At 71.6% G+C, this 14,495-nt stretch carries 15 protein-coding genes and 1 pseudogene; 6 read left to right on the top strand and 10 right to left on the bottom strand.

Annotation, left to right across the window (positions count from 1 at the left end):
- Positions 1-265 (bottom strand): annotated as a pseudogene (locus ND748_RS12815) (aminotransferase class I/II-fold pyridoxal phosphate-dependent enzyme); the annotation flags it as partial.
- Here ND748_RS12815 and ND748_RS12810 point away from each other — a divergent pair.
- Positions 153-656: a hypothetical protein gene (locus ND748_RS12810; RefSeq protein WP_251746019.1), complete on the top strand. Its 504-nt coding sequence runs from the start codon at positions 153-155 to the stop codon at positions 654-656. The pseudogene ND748_RS12815 and the gene ND748_RS12810 sit on opposite strands and share 113 nt — an antisense overlap.
- Positions 657-694: 38 nt before the next feature.
- Here the strand turns inward: ND748_RS12810 and ND748_RS12805 are convergent, their stop codons facing one another.
- On the bottom strand, positions 695-1,132 hold the full coding sequence (locus tag ND748_RS12805) for an SsgA family sporulation/cell division regulator (protein WP_251746018.1): 438 nt from the start codon (positions 1,130-1,132) through the stop codon (positions 695-697).
- A 513-nt stretch (positions 1,133-1,645) separates the two neighbouring features.
- On the opposite strand from ND748_RS12805, the gene ND748_RS12800 reads away from it, so the two are divergent.
- Positions 1,646-2,650 carry an alpha/beta hydrolase family protein gene (locus tag ND748_RS12800; protein ID WP_251746017.1) on the top strand — a complete coding sequence of 335 codons (1,005 nt, stop codon included), beginning with the start codon at positions 1,646-1,648 and terminating at the stop codon, positions 2,648-2,650.
- A 43-nt stretch (positions 2,651-2,693) separates the two neighbouring features.
- Here the strand turns inward: ND748_RS12800 and ND748_RS12795 are convergent, their stop codons facing one another.
- From ND748_RS12795 to ND748_RS12780, 4 genes are all read right to left on the bottom strand, one after another.
- Positions 2,694-3,920 carry an MFS transporter gene (locus tag ND748_RS12795; protein ID WP_251746020.1) on the bottom strand — a complete coding sequence of 409 codons (1,227 nt, stop codon included), beginning with the start codon at positions 3,918-3,920 and terminating at the stop codon, positions 2,694-2,696.
- Positions 3,921-4,112: 192 nt separating this feature from the next.
- A complete protein-coding gene (locus tag ND748_RS12790; RefSeq protein ID WP_251746016.1) occupies positions 4,113-4,583 on the bottom strand; it encodes a hypothetical protein in 471 nt (156 codons plus the stop codon).
- Positions 4,583-4,825: a hypothetical protein gene (locus ND748_RS12785; protein ID WP_251746015.1), complete on the bottom strand. Its 243-nt coding sequence runs from the start codon at positions 4,823-4,825 to the stop codon at positions 4,583-4,585. Before ND748_RS12785 ends, ND748_RS12790 begins: the two co-directional genes overlap by 1 nt.
- Before the next feature lie 254 nt (positions 4,826-5,079).
- Entirely contained in the window at positions 5,080-5,772 is a 693-nt protein-coding gene (locus tag ND748_RS12780; protein ID WP_251746014.1) for a TetR/AcrR family transcriptional regulator, read from the bottom strand.
- Positions 5,773-5,945: 173 nt separating this feature from the next.
- Here ND748_RS12780 and ND748_RS12775 point away from each other — a divergent pair, with 173 nt between their 5' ends.
- Positions 5,946-7,172 (top strand): NAD(P)/FAD-dependent oxidoreductase, encoded by a 1,227-nt coding sequence (locus ND748_RS12775; RefSeq protein WP_251746013.1) that lies wholly within the window; start codon positions 5,946-5,948, stop codon positions 7,170-7,172.
- A gap of 117 nt (positions 7,173-7,289) precedes the next feature.
- Here the strand turns inward: ND748_RS12775 and ND748_RS12770 are convergent, their stop codons facing one another.
- Both ND748_RS12770 and ND748_RS12765 read right to left on the bottom strand, forming a co-directional pair.
- Positions 7,290-8,156 (bottom strand): hypothetical protein, encoded by an 867-nt coding sequence (locus ND748_RS12770; protein ID WP_251746012.1) that lies wholly within the window; start codon positions 8,154-8,156, stop codon positions 7,290-7,292.
- The gene (locus ND748_RS12765; protein ID WP_251746011.1) at positions 8,153-9,148 is read right to left on the bottom strand and encodes a toll/interleukin-1 receptor domain-containing protein; all 996 of its coding nucleotides are present in this window, start codon (positions 9,146-9,148) and stop codon (positions 8,153-8,155) included. Before ND748_RS12765 ends, ND748_RS12770 begins: the two co-directional genes overlap by 4 nt.
- A 264-nt stretch (positions 9,149-9,412) precedes the next feature.
- Between ND748_RS12765 and ND748_RS12760 the strand changes: the two genes are divergently transcribed.
- Complete coding sequence (locus ND748_RS12760) at positions 9,413-9,700, top strand: EthD family reductase (RefSeq protein ID WP_251746010.1); 288 nt, start codon at positions 9,413-9,415, stop codon at positions 9,698-9,700.
- A gap of 2 nt (positions 9,701-9,702) precedes the next feature.
- The gene (locus tag ND748_RS12755; protein ID WP_251746009.1) at positions 9,703-11,022 is read left to right on the top strand and encodes a DUF2252 domain-containing protein; all 1,320 of its coding nucleotides are present in this window, start codon (positions 9,703-9,705) and stop codon (positions 11,020-11,022) included.
- Positions 11,023-11,293: 271 nt separating this feature from the next.
- On the opposite strand, the gene ND748_RS12750 is transcribed toward ND748_RS12755, so the two are convergent.
- Together ND748_RS12750 and ND748_RS12745 are read right to left on the bottom strand one after the other, a co-directional pair.
- Positions 11,294-11,890 (bottom strand): class F sortase, encoded by a 597-nt coding sequence (locus ND748_RS12750; protein ID WP_251746008.1) that lies wholly within the window; start codon positions 11,888-11,890, stop codon positions 11,294-11,296.
- 115 nt (positions 11,891-12,005) lie between these two features.
- Entirely contained in the window at positions 12,006-13,013 is a 1,008-nt protein-coding gene (locus ND748_RS12745; protein ID WP_251746007.1) for a hypothetical protein, read from the bottom strand.
- Between the two features lie 310 nt (positions 13,014-13,323).
- Between ND748_RS12745 and ND748_RS12740 the strand changes: the two genes are divergently transcribed.
- Positions 13,324-14,495, top strand: a 1,172-nt coding sequence (locus tag ND748_RS12740) for a serine/threonine-protein kinase (RefSeq protein ID WP_251746006.1), incomplete at its 3' end; no start/stop codon positions are given.

Here is a 14,495-nt window from a genome sequence, read left to right as displayed (position 1 = left end):
GCGCTCCGGTGAGCGCGGCGAGCTCGCCGGCGCGGCGGCGGACCGCGGCGGGCAGCTCCGGATGGGCCCGCAGGTGTGTCAGCGCCGCCAGCGCCCCGCCGACGCTCGCCGGGGCGAGCCCGGTGTCGAAGATGAAGGCGCGGGCCGTGTCGATGAGGTGCTCGCGGACGGCCGCCGTGCCGAGGACCGCGCCGCCCTGGCCGCCGAGGGCCTTCGACAGGGTGACCGTGGCCACCACGTCCGGCTGGCCGGCGAGCCCGGCGGCCCTGCTCGACCACCATCTCGACATCGTCGCCACCAACGCGGCCTGGGCTCGGGCCTGGGGCGACCCTGCCGGCTACGAGCCGGCCCGCCGGCACGTGCTCTCCCTGCTCGCTGCTGCGTCAGCGCCCGCCGAGCTGCTGCTGCCGGTGGCACGGCAGTTCCGCATGGCCGCCGACCTGCATGCCGGTGACCCGCGGATCGCCGAGATCGGCGCGCTGCTGCGCGCGGACCATCCGGCCCTCGGCCTGGTGTGGGACTGCCGGGGGATCGGCGCCTTCGGCCGTCCGATGTTCGAGCTGGCCGGCGAACCGGCGGCGGCACATCTGTTGCATCCCACCGGCCAGCCGGAGATCGCCGTCCTCGTCGCCGCGCGCCCGCGCCGGACCGGCTGACCCGACCCGTGCGTGGGTGGCGGGAGCGGGGACGCGGGTCACGCGCCGTCGTCGTGGAACCTGTCCAGCTCGGCGCTCCAGTCGACGTGGTCGCCCTCCTCGCCGGAGGGCACGGCCGCCAGCGTGTCGTTGATGAACGCGGTGACCTGTTCGTGGCGGAGCTGGACCTCGGTGTGCCGGGACGCCGACTTCAGGGACAGGATCAGCAACCGGGTCTCGTCCTGGAACGCCGGCCGTACCTCCACGGCGCCGACACCGGTCGGCCGCCGGGCGCCGTCGATCAGGAGCTGACGGGCGAAAGTCCAGGTGACCGTCTGCACGGTGCTCGTCCGCAGCCGCAGGCTGACGGCGAACGGATCGGCCCGGTCGAAGCGCAGCGCCGCGGGCAACGGCGCGCGGGTGCCGTCCGGCTGGACGAGGAAGGCCGACAACTGCGACTCGAAGGGGTTCGCGACCGGCGGACGGCGCTGTGACATGGCATTCTCCGCTCCCACGGCCTACGGCTCAGACCGGCAACCGTCGCGGCCGGCGGCCCGCCGACCCGACCCGACATCCCCGCCCTGGACTTCGTCGACGGGTCGATCTCCCGCCCATCGTCACACGTCGGCGCGACCTCCGTGCGCCCGCACCCCGGACAGGCCGGCGCGCAGTCGCGGCGACCATGGTTCCGCACCCGGATCACGGTCACGTGTCGTGCGGGATGCGCCGACGGCCACGGTCGAGCGGGAGGGAGAATGCCGAGGTGGCCACGATCAACAGTTCGCGGCCGTCGGCCGGTCGGTCGCTGGTGCGCGCCGGGCCGGAATTGTAGGGAGAATTGTAGGGCCGGAATGGTAGGGCCTGAAAACGGCGGCTGGTTCGGCAGGGCGTCCCGCCAAATTTTGTTTGTCCTAACGGACATCAGTCCGAACTGACCCAATTTGTGGTGTTTACGCCTGATTCGCACTAGCGTCGCAGTTATGAAATCACCGAGATGGAGACGGCGGATCGTGCTGCCCGCGATGGTCGCGGCAAGTGCGCTGATCAGCCTGGTCATAGTGGGTTCCCCGGCGCAGGCGGCGTCGTGTACGGCGCTCGGGGCCACCAGCGACGACGGATCGTCGGTCACCTGTGTCACCTATCCGACGTCTGGCGATGCGCGCCTGGTCGATCTCACCATTCATTCGGCGGCCATGAACGCGGACGAGACCGTGCGGCTGTTGCTGCCGACCGGTTATGACCCCCAGGCCGACCGGACCTGGCCGTCGCTGTACCTGCTGCACGGTGCGGGCAGCGGGACCTCCGGCCACGTCGACTGGACCACGAACACCGACGTCGAAAGCCAGACCGCCGGACACGGCGTCATCGTCGTCATGCCCGACGGCGGCAACGTCGGCTACTACAGCGACTGGATCTCGGATCCGCAGAAGTGGGAGACCTTCCACCTGGTCGAGCTACGGCAGTTGCTCGAACGCAATTACCATGCCGGTCCCGACCGGTCGATCGCCGGCCTGTCGATGGGTGGATTCGGCGCGGTGTCCTACGCGGCCCGCCATCCCGACGACTTCAAGGCGGTGGCGTCCTACAGCGGCGCCCTGCACCCCTACGCCGACTATTCGACCATCAGGACGCAGGTGTGGTCGGCCGGCAACGACGTCCGGCGGCTGTGGGGCGACCCGACGACCACGTCCGGGGCGACGATCTGGCAGCAGCACGACCCGTACTACCTGGCCGACAAGCTGACCGGCATCCCGATCTACGTCTCCTCCGGAGACGGCACCAGGGGCCCGAACGACCCCGACCCCGGCTCCACCAACACCGAGGCGATCGTCAACGCCGAGAGCCAGGCGTTCACCCAGAAGCTCAACGACGCCTACGTCGCCGCGCACCCCGGAGCGACCGGCGATCCGCTGCTCACCACCCACTTCTACACCCCCGGCGTCCACGTCTGGAGCTACTGGACGCAGGAACTGCACGCCTCCCTGCCCCTGCTGCTCTCCGCGATCGGCGCCTAGCGGCGGCCGCTGCGGCAGGTCCCGACAAGGCGCCGGGCTCAGCTCACACTGCGCGCGATGCCGTCGAGCGCGAACCCGAGGCCGAGGTCGAACTCGGTCTCGGGTTCGCGCTCGCCGCCGTCGACGAGGAATCGGGCGGCCGTCGGGTAGCGGCGAGTGCGGTGATGAGGATGGCTGTTCCGCATCCGGCCAGCAGGTACCAGCCGATGGCGGGACGGCCGGCGGTGACCAGTGAGCCGATGACCGCGACGCCGAGGACATTGCCGATCTGGCGTGCGCTGGTGGCGACGGCGGACGCGACGCCGGCCCGTGCCGCGGGCATCGCGGCTACAGCGGTGTTCGTGATCGGCGGGTTGACGAGCCCGAAACCGATGCCGAGGAGAAGGTAGCCGGCAGCGAGGTGGCAGTAGGGCGTTGTCGCGGCGGCGTGGACAAGGACGAGCGGACCGGCGGTCAATGCGACTCCCGCGGCGCAGAGCGGGAGACGGGGGCCCCGGCGAGCGACAAGCCGGCCGGTCAGCGGCGACACGACCACGATGGCGACGGTGGCGGGAAGAACCAGCAGGCCGGCCATGATCGGGGCATCGCCGCGGGCATCCTGTAGGTAGAGCGTGGTCAGGAACAGGAAGCCGGCGAGAATCACGAAGGAAAGCACCGCGATGCCGATGGCCCCGGCGAAGCGGGGGCCGGCGAAAAGTCGCACCTCCAACAGCGGCTGGGCCTGTCGGCGTTCCATCGCGATGAACGCGGCCAGGGCGACCGTGCCAACCGCCGCGGGCACTATCACCCCGGGTGAGCGCCATCCCGCAGATGGCCCCTCGATGATCGCGTAGGTCGACGGCGCCAACGCGGCCACCACGAGAACCTGCCCGGCCCCGTCGAGGCGACGCGGGCCCGGCGACCGCGTCTCGGGCATGAAACGTATCGACAGGCCATACGCGGCGGCGACGATCGGCAGGTTGACCCAGAACACCCAGCGCCAGCCGAGTGCGCCGACCAGCAGGCCGCCGGCCGCCGCGCTGGCCCCGAACACGGCCGCCCAGACGCCGATGGCCCTGGCTCGGGCGCGGGGCTCGACGAACACGCCGGTGATGGTCGACAGCGCGTTCGGTTGGAGCAACGCCCCACCCATGGCCGCCACCGCGCGCAGCGCGATCAGGCTGGCCAGGTTCGGCGCACAGCCGCACATCAGCGACCCCACCCCGAAGATCACCAGGCCGGCCCGAAACATCCGGCGCCGCCCGAACCGGCCCCCGAGTGCACCGGCCAGCAGCAGGAACGTCGCCAGAACCAGCGTGTAGGCGGTCGATCCCCGTCCCGGTCAAAGGGATCCGCGTCAGCCAGCTCTGGCACCCACGCCACGACGCCGACCCCGCCCATGCCTGGCTCCGGACCCGCGTGGCGCCGACAGCCCAGGCTGACGCGTGACGCGTGACGCGTGGGTTTTCGGGTCGGCCTGCCGTCAGCCGTGCCGGCGGCGGAGGCGTCCGCGCACCGCGAACCCGGCCGCGAACCCGGCGACGCCCACGAATCCCACCGCGGCGGCCCGCCGGGTCGCGGATGGGGGACCGGGCAGGGCGGCGGCGACGGCGGGTTCCACCCGACGGCTGCCCACGGTCAGGCCCCCGAGGCGGGAGTCGACGTTGGCCCCGATGGTGACGAGTGGACCGGCCGGCCCGTGGATCTCGACCGTCATGCCCTCGGCGGCGAGGAGGTCGGCGACGTGGCGCAGACCGGCGCGTCCGGTGGGTACCGACGCCGGCAGCGTGCCGGCCGGGAGGGCGGCAAGGAGATCCCCCGCGACCGACCGCAGCCGGCCCGGCTGACGAGTGGTGATCCGGATCCGGTCGCCGGACGCCTCGAGGCGCCCGCCGACCGACCCGGAGCCGTCCTCGACGCTGAAGGCGACGTCACCGGAGAATCGGGCTGTCACTAGCGCGCGGCGCCGTTGGCAAAGGCGCCGGGCGAGTCGTTGTCCGAGGTGACGATTCGCAGCGTGCCGTGCAGGCGCCAGGTTGCGCGTGCGGCGTCGGGCCCGGTGTCCCGCGGAACCTCGACAAGCATGTCTACAAACTGGTAATTGATCGCGGCGCCCTTGCCGGTCAGGTAGGACCACAGGTCCTTACCCAGATCCGTCCAGTCGATGACCGCGCGGTCCTTACTGGTCTGCGTCATGTTTGCGCTCCCGTGGTTGTCGACCAGGCGCGGAATTCGCGAAGCTCGCGCCCCCCTCGAAAGTACGACGGCCGATCCCGAACCGCATCTTGACGTGGCTGGTCGAGGCGCTGTTCCCGCATCATCGCGGCGGAAACCGGTATTCGCCGGAGAACGGCGAGCACGGGGACTGTGACATAGCGGGACTGTGACCCAGCGGGACTGTGACATAGCGGTCGACCACGCGAAATGGGTCGGTAGAGCCGGCGGTGGGATCACGCGGGGTCGGGCGGGGAGGCGGCCACCGCCGCCCAGCCATGCTCCAGCAACGCGAAGATCCGCGTCAGGGCGGCGACGTCGGGGTGCCCGCCTGGCTGGGGGTCGGCGTCGATCTCGGCCGCGGGGTCGAAGCCGGCGTTGCCGGCGTTGCCGGTGGTGCTGCCGGTGCGCGTCGCGGCGAGGCCGGCGGCTGCCAGGGCGAAGTGGGCGAGGGCCAGGCACGCGGGGTCGTCCGCGGGCAGCCCGCTGGACTCGGCGATCGCCGCCGACAGCGCGGTCTCATGGCGCAGCCACATCCGGCGGGAGTGCTCGCGCAGCTCAGGCGTGCCGTCGACCAGGGATTGGAAGCCGCGCAGGCGCGGGTCGGCCCGGCGCTCGGCCGACCGGGCGCTGGTCAGGTGATCACGCAGGGCCTGGGGGATCGGCTGGCCGGCCGGTCGGTCGCGGACGGCGGCGACGAGAGCGGCCTCCCGGTCGGCGTCCTCGTCGAACAGCAAGGCCACCTTGCCCTCGGGGAAGTGCTTGAACAGCGTCGTCACCGACACGTCCGCCGTCTCGGCGATCTCGCGGACGCCGACGGCGTCGAATCCACGCGCCAGGAACAGCTCCAGCGCCGCGTCGGCCAGCGCCTGACGGGTGGCCGCCTTCTTGCGCTCCCGGCGTCCCACCGGCGGGGTCGTCTGCTCCACGCCGCCACAGTACCTCATGGTTGAGCAGCTAAAAATATGAAGCGGTTGCACTTTCTGAGTCGTTCTGCTTTTCTGGGTATGTCCGGAGACGCGGACCGGCGCCAGTGGCGGGGGCGGATCGCTGCCAGCCCCGCCCTTCGCGCGCCGCTCATCGACATGACAGGAACACGATCATGGAAGTGTCTGCTCATCCCACCCAGATCGCCGTCGTCGGCGCGGGCCCCGGCGGCCTGACCTGCGCCCGGGTCCTGCAGCGCCACGGCATCGACGTCACCGTCTACGACCTCGACGCCTCTGTCGACGCTCGTCCGCAGGGCGGCAGCCTCGACATGCACGCCGACTCCGGCCAGATCGCGCTCGCCGCGGCCGGCCTGCTCGACGCCTTCCATGCGCTGGCCCGCCCGGAGGGGCAGCAGATGCGCATCCTCGGCCGCGACGCCGGCGTGCTGCTCGACCTTGTTCCTGATCAGGGGGACGACGGTGCCCCGGAGATCGACCGCGGTCAGCTCCGCGGCCTCCTGCTGGACTCACTGGTTCCCGGCACGGTCCGCTGGGGTCACTCGGTGAGCCGTCTCGAGCCGCTCGGCGGCGGTGTCCACCGGGTCCACTTCGCCGACGACACGTTCGCCGAGCACGCCCTGGTCGTCGGCGCCGACGGGGCCTGGTCCCGGGTCCGGGCGCTGCTGGGCGGGGCCGTCCCGGGCTACTCGGGCGTCACGTTCGTCGAGGCCCACCTCGACGACGCCGACCGGCGCCACCCGGGGGCCGCGGCCCTCACCGGCCAGGGGCTGATGATGGCGTTGCACAACAACCGCGGGCTCATCGCCCAGCGCAACAGCGGCGGCCACATCCGCGTCTACATCGCCCTGCGCGCCGCGCGCGACTGGCACGAGGCGGCCGGCGTCGAGCTCGCCGACACCGGGCGCGTCCGCGAGGTGCTGCTGGCGGAGTTCACCAGCTGGAGCCCGTCCCTGCGCACGCTCATCACCGACAACGACGGCCCGTACATCAACCGACCGATCCACGCCCTGCCCGTCCCGCACACCTGGCCGCACGCACCCGGCCTGACCCTGCTCGGCGACGCGGCGCACCTCATGTCGCCGTTTTCCGGGATGGGAGCCAACCTCGCGATGCTCGACGGCGCCGACCTCGCCCGGGCCGTCGCCGCCCAGGCCGGCGCCCCGAACCCGGACGGCCCGAGCACCGGAGTCCCGAGCACCGGAGTCCTGGGCGGCGGTGATCTGGAGGCCGACCGCCTGGACGCCGCCGTTCGCGCCTACGAGAGCGTGATGCTGCCACGATCCGTGGAGGCCGCCACCGACGCCGCGGAGGCGATCGCCGCGGCCATCGCACCCGACGCCCCGGCGGGAATCCTCATCCATCTGGCGTCCCGGCGGTAGCGGCCTCGGTTTCTCGCCGGCCTGGCGGGCGTATCGCCCCGGCCAGGAGACTGCCGAGTGCGCCGATCGTGACGCCGGGGTGGTGGCGAGTGCGATGGCGAGAATGGCTGTTCCGCCTCAGTACCTGGCTTCGCCGCCCTGCTGGCGAAGCACCTGCTGGATGGCTTTGATCACCCGATCGATGCCGAGGTCGAGGAACTCCTCCGTCCGCCCGTCGATGCCGACGCCGATGGTCAGTTCGATACCCACCCCGCCCGAGGTGTGCAGCTCGAACTTTCGGACCCTTTCGGCCTCGAAGGCGATGAACGCGTCTTTCTCGTCGTCCCACTTCTGTATCGCGTTGTTCTCCTCGTCTATCTTGGCGGAGCTTTTTCGGATGGCCACCACGTGCCGATAGAAGATTCCGGTCCAGGACGGATCCTGCCAGGTGCCGTCCGTCAGACTGAGCTCGCATTCGTAGACGCCGAGCTTGAATCTCGTCGGACAGAAGATCGCGACCTGGTACCGGTCGAGTCGCAGCCGACCATCCCGACCGACCGCCAGCCGGCAGGGGTTGCCCGCCCCGAGGACGATGTACGGCTCCCGCGCGGGTGGCCGGCTGCGGTCGAGTTCCGCCAGCGGTGAGGGGTCGTCCTTCTGGAGCACCAGGTCGTCGCTGGTGATGTGGAGCTCGCGGTACGCCTCCTGCACCAGATCGGCGAGATCGTCGGCCAGGATGCGATCCACTTCCTCGTCTGCTGGCCGACGCCGCTCCTCCCGGTAGGTCATCTCCCGGCGGTACCCGATGTACGCCATGATCCCGGCGGACGCGAGCAGTGCGAGACCGACAAGAATCGACTCGCCGCCCTGGCCGAACTCCGTGAAGGCGAGGAAGGCGACTGTCACGGCGGCGAGCGAGAAGTAGATCGCGTGCTTGCGTGGAGTACCGTCGATCTTCCGGCGGAAGTACTTCTCTACTTTTGTTCGGCGAGCAGGTAAGCTCAAGGTGCTACTGATTTCTGTTCCCCCGATCGTGATGTTGCGAGAAGCCCCTCCCAGACTGGGTTGCCCGGCGATCTCAGATACGTGATGATCTCCCGTGCGTGCTTGGGTTCGACTTCGGACAGGAGGTCCGAGACGTCCGGTGAAAGGGCGACGCCCCCCGCGGGAGAGCGCCAGTCGTAGCTCACCAGGCACCAGGCGATCCTGGAGTGTGGTAGCCGCGCGGCAAGCTGGAGGTGTCTTTTGAGGGCGTCGAACTCGTGGTGATCCATCTGGTTTCCGCGCCGCCCGGCCATCATGCAGAGCCCAAGGTAGTAATGGAGCTCGGGATCGTCGTCCCGGCGGATCGCCCGAGCGAACTCCGTGGCGGCCCGTTGGTAGTCCCGTGCCTCGAGCGCCGCCATCGCGGTGTGGGTCCGGTCGGTACTGGTCCGACCCGCACCCGCACCCGCACCCGCACCCGAGCCCGTACGCGTGCCCGCGGAGGCACGCGGCGGCGTCGCAGTAACGGAGTCCCGCCGCCCGTGATCGGGCCGTCGGGTCGGCCTCGTCCGACCATGCACCGCACGCTTCACCCCGGCGAGGAACAAGTCCCTGACCATTGCATCTGACATCTCGGGGTCAAACACGTCGATCGGGACGATCTGGGCCATCGCCCAGGGTGCCGAGCATTCCTCGACCCGGACCGGTATCAGTCGGCGTGCGACCCCGACCTGATCCTGACGCCAGGCCTCCTGCCACTCGTGCTGGTTCGTCGTCGATCGGGCGTAGGCCGCGGAGAGAACCACGATGGTCCGGGTCGAGCTCTTGATGGACGTCAAAAGATTGCTCACCCAGTTCGAGCCGGGAACGTCGTCCCAGTGCGCAAACCTGATGCGGTAGCCCGCTTGCTCCAGCGTCGAGGCAAGCCACGTGGCCCAGGCGAGGTCCGCTTGGTCGTAGGAGATGAAGAAGTCCCATTGCGCCGTCATCATCGACCCCCCGAATGTGCGCATCACCAGGGTACAGACTTCCCTGGCCGGGTTATGGCAGTTTTACCGGGGTTGCCGGCGCTGCCGGGCAAAGGCGAATCGTCGCCGATGCCGTCGGTGACGGCCCTGGTGGCGACGCCCACGCGCTCCGGTCGATGACCGAAGGTTTCAGGGGGAGTACTGCTGGTGCTGGTGGCGGTGCGGCGCGCGCGGGTGGGGCGTTCTGGGAGAAGGTGGAACCAGCGCGTTCCGATCGGCGGGCGCTGCAACTGTCAGGAGGCGGTCACCATGATCCGGTTCAGTGTGCTGTACCCGAGGACCGAGGGCGCGACGTTCGACCACGACTACTACCGGGACAAGCACATCCCGCTGGCCAGCGCCACGTGGGGCATCTCGGAGATCGAGATCGACCGTGGGTTGGACGGCCCGTACGTCGCCGCCTCGCACTTCCGGTTCGCGTCAATCGAGGAGATGAAGGCGGCGATGTCCCGCGGCGACAGGGCGGCGATCGTCGCTGACGTCGCGAACTTCACCACGATCACCCCGGTGATGCAGACCAGCGAGGTGACGGGCTGAGCATGGCGACGCCCGGCACCGACTCCGAGCGCGCCCAGGTCCTCGCCGACGTCTTCGCCGCCACCTTCGGTGCGCTGATGGCGGCGGAGCCCGGGGCGTTCCGGCGGAAGTTCCGCAAGATGGCGGCGACGCCGTTCGCCTTCTACCGGGGCTCGGCGGCGCTGTTCTACGCCGACGTCCACGCCCTCGACGACCCGTTCCTGGACGAGCGGACCAGCCGGATCTGGATCCACGGCGATCTGCACGCGGAGAACTTCGGCACGTACATGAGCAGCAACGGCGTGCTCGTCTTCAACGTCAACGACTTCGACGAGGCGTACGTCGGACCGTTCACCTGGGACCTGCGGCGCCTCGTCGCGAGCCTGGCTCTGCTCGGGCGCGCCAAGGCGCTCAGCGACGCGGTGATCACCCGGCTCGTCGAGGCGTGCGTGGGCGCCTACGCCGACCGGATCCGCGAGCTCGCCGAGGGCGGCGACGCGTCGTCGTCCGACCTGCTGACGCTCGCGACCACCTCGGGAGTGGTCCACGCGTTCCTCCAACAGGCGCGGCGTTCGACCAGGGTGGCGCTGCTCGACGAGCTCACCGTGGTTGAGGGCCACGACCGTCGGTTCGCCCGGGGCGACGGCATCAGTCCGGTGGACGAGGCCACCCGGGCGGGCGTCCTCGCCGCGTTCGAGCGCTACGTGCACACGGTGCCGCCGGACCGGCGGACCCGCCCGGTGTCGCTGACCGTCAAGGACGTCGTGCTGCGCCGCGGGGTGGGCATCGGCAGCGCCGGCCTGCCGTCGTACAGCCTGCTCGTCGAGGGGCAGACGGAGGCGCTGGACAACGACGTCGTCCTGTACATGAAGCAGGGACAGGTCCCGGCGCTGAGCCGGTTCGTCCCCGACAGTCGGATCGCCGAGTACTTCCTGCACCAGGGGCACCGCACCGCGCTGTCGCAGCGTGCGTTGCAGGCGGACAGCGACACCTGGCTCGGCCACACGGAGCTCGACGGCGTCGGCCAGCTCGTCGCCGAGGCGTCGCCGTACGCGCAGGACCTGGACTGGTCGGAGGTGAACGAACCCGAGCAGATGCTCGCCCTGGTCGCCGACCTCGGCCGTTCCACCGCCCGGATGCACGCCGTCGCGGACGATGACAGCGAGCACGACCTGGTGGACTTCTCCACCGAGGACGCGATCCACGGCGCGATCGCGCGCGACGAAAAGGCGTTCGTCGCCTCGCTGGTCGACTTCGCCCACGACTACGGTGCTCAGGTCCACCGCGACCACCAGCTCTTCGTCGACCTGTTCCGCAACGGCCAGCTCATCGACGTGGACTGAGCGGACCGTGGCGCACGACCGGCAGTGCCTCCTGGACGAGCTGCTCGAGGCGCTCAGCCAGCGGACGCCTGGGCCGGCTGGGAGGAGCAGCCGGCGGACGTGCGGGCACTGTATGCCAGGTGGGTCTCATGCCAGGTGGGTCTCCCGGCCGCGGCGTGCCGGCGAGCGACGCCTGCGGGCCGAGACGACCGCCCACCACGCCGCCCACGGGGCGCTGGACACCGGCCACATCCCGGCCGCGAGCAGCCTCTCCTCTGCCGGGGGTCGTCGCTTACGCGGGGCTGGCGCGCACGTACACGTTGTCGGAATAGGAGCGGGCCCGGACGTCGAACGGTCCGCCGCAGGTGATCATGACTAGCTGTCGTGGGCCCTGCGCCCCGGCGAATGCCGCCGGATCGACGCCGCCGGCCTTGGCGCGGGCGGAGACCCGCCTGACCCGCCAAGCGGTCTGCTGCCCGCCTGCGTCGCTGGTGTACACGAGATCTCCGGCGCGCAGGTGGGCCAGCCGTCCAAACGCGAACGGTGGCATCCCCCGCCAGTTCACGTGCCCGACGAGGGTCACCTCCCCGGAGTCGGCGTCCAGCGCGGCCGAACCGGACCACAGCCCGACCTCGGACGGCGCCAGCGGTGGAGTCAGGACGCCCCTGTCCTCGGTCGCCCGGCCGATCCTGGCGGTGACGCCGAGCGCCGGTATCCGGAGGCTGGATGCCGGCAGATCGGACTGGTGCCGTGGGAGGGCCGTGCGCGCCCCGCCGGATCCGGGCGACGGCTCGGACAGGTGCGGCCCGTCGACCTCGGGCAGCGGGGCGGCCACCGGGGCAGGTCTGGCCGGCCATCCCAGGACGACCAGCGCGATCCCGGCCAGCATGATCCCGGCGAGGGTCAGGGCGCCGAGGACGGGCAGTGCGGTGGCCGGGTGTCTCCTGATCAGGGGTGACCCACAGCGGTCGGCCGCCTGGCGATGCGTTGCACCGGCGGTCGCCTCAACGCCGGCGTCTGGTCCGCCGGGCGCCGAGTGCCCCGAGCGCGGCGAGCGCGGCGAGCGCGCAACCGGCGGTGACCGTGCCGAGTACGACCAGCTCAAGACCGCTGCGCCCGGGTTCATCGGGCTGCCCCCCCGCCACGGCCACCGGCGGATGGGCATCCTGCTGACCCCCCGGCGCCGGCGACGCACCACCGTGGCGATGCGAGGAACCGGGCTCGGCCCGGCCCGGGCCGCCGCCGGACCCGCTACCCGGGCCTGTGCCGGACCCGCTACCAGGGCCGGAACCGCCTGCGACCGCGCCGCCGCCGACTACGGCGCCGCCCACCACGGGGCCATCAGGACCGCGGCCATCGAGTCCGGGGCCATCGAGTCCGGGGCCATCGAAGTCGGGGCCATCGAAGTCAGGGTGATGGGGAAGACCGCCGGGGAATCCGGGCAGCCACGGCGGGGGCGGGAGGACGACGATCGGCTTGACGGGCGGGATCGGCACGCTGGCGGAGGCGGCCGGCGCGATCACCTGTCCACCCTGAGCGGCTGCGGACGCGTGCGCCACGTTGGTGATGACGCCTGCCGCGACATCCGCGGCCGTGATCGTGTGATCAGGAACAGTGCAGGTCGTTGCCTGCTTCGGAAGGAGCGACGTGGCGGGGCAGCGGACCGGTCCCGCCGTGGGATCGTGCACGGTCACCGCGGACACCACCGTGTTCCCGGTGTTCGAGACCGTGATCGTCCAGTGCACCCGGTCACCTGGACCGATCCTGCCGTCCCTGTCCGTGTCCACCGCGGTTCCGCGCTTGGTGGCAGCCAGCGCGGGCGTTCCCAGGACGATGAGGCCGACGGTGGTCTGCGCCGAGCCGCTGTCCGCCCTGGCCGGCAGTCCCGGCAGAACGGCCATCATCGCCAGCAGCACGGCCGTCGCCAGCGCCGTCGCCAGCGGCCGGTCAGGGAGGCCCTTCGGTGTCGCCGGGCCGGCCGGGCGGCGACGGATCGGCCGACGGCCGATCATGACGTCGTGGCCGCTGTCGCGCCCGCCGAGTCCAGCGACGGTCCCGTCATCACAAGCTCCCCACCCAGCGTCATGGAATGTTACTCAGAGTAATCTGACGCGGTCGTGGGCCGTGGTCAAATCGTGGTGCCGGGGCGGCGGTCGAGGCCAGGTCTGGCGCCGTGGCGCAGGAGCGGCTGGCCTGCGCAGCCGTGTTATACAAACGTCGGCGCTGTCCAGATATCGGTCGATGTGGCGGGGTGCGGTTGGGGGACGAGGAGCTCGTGACGGTGAGGGCCGCACCCCACGGGGGTCCGGCACCGGGTCTGACGTGATCGTCGATCGGGCACAGGTCGCCGCCGCCCTGCCCGGCTACGAGCTGGGCGACGTGCTGGGCCGGGGCGGGTTCGGGCTGGTGCTGGCCGCGCGGCACCGCGAACTCGGCCGCCGGGTCGCGGTCAAGGTCGTGCCGGCGGCCTCCACGGTCGAGGCGCAGTTGCTGGCCAGCATGGACCACCCGCACATCGTCCGGGTCCACGACTGCGTCCGCGCGGGCGACCTGTGCCTGATCGTCATGGAGCTGCTGGGCGGCGGCACCCTGGCCGGCCGGGCGGCGATGGCGCCCGGGACCGCCTGCGCGGCCGGCCTCGCGGTGGCCGCGGCGCTGTCGGCCGCCCATGCCCAGGGGGTGCTGCACCGCGACATCAAGCCGGGCAATGTGCTGGTCGACTCCGCCGCTCTGCTCAAGGTCACCGACTTTGGCATCGCGAAGATCGTCGAGGGGGCGGCGGGTACCGCCAGCGTCGCGGGCCTCGGCACCCCCGCTTATATGGCCCCCGAGCAGATCCAGGGCGGCCGACTGGGCCCGGCCACCGATCTCTACGCCCTGGGCGTGCTGCTCCACCAGCTCCTGACCGGCGCGCCGCCGTTCGATCCCACCCTGCCGGTGCAGGCGCTGTGGCAGCACCACCTCACCACCGTCCCGGCCCCGCCGGCCGGGGTGCCTGCGCCCGTGGCCGCGGTGATCCTCGCCGCCCTGGCCAAGGACCCCGCTGCCCGTCCGGCTTCCGCGCACGCCTTCGCCGTCGAGCTCGCCGCCGCCGCGGCGGTCGCCTACGGGCCGCGCTGGACCACCCGCTCCGGCCTGGTGCTGTTCCTGGACGACGACGTCCGCGCCGCCGCCGACGGCAACCGGCCCGCCCTCGCGGACGCCTATCCGACAGTCCCGCCGGATCCCGAACCGATCGCCGCGTCGGATCACGGAGCGGACGTCCCGCCGGGTCGCGACATGGAAGACCCGCTGGACACGCGCCGGACGCCGCCACCGCACCGCGTCGGTGGAGAGGTCCCGCCGCGCCGGCGGGACGCCCGCGCAGGACGGCGCCGGTTGGCGTTCGGCAGCGGCGTGGTCGCCCTGGTGCTCGCCGCCGTCGCCGCGGCGGTCGCCCTGACGCCCGGCCGGAATTCCGCCGCCTCGGTCGACCCGACGGCGTCGCCCACCAC

The sequence above is a fragment of the Frankia sp. AiPs1 genome, from assembly GCF_023716945.1.
In the GTDB taxonomy this organism is placed as follows: Bacteria; Actinomycetota; Actinomycetes; order Frankiales; family Frankiaceae; genus Frankia.
This window is presented reverse-complemented; position numbering and strand designations above follow the sequence as displayed.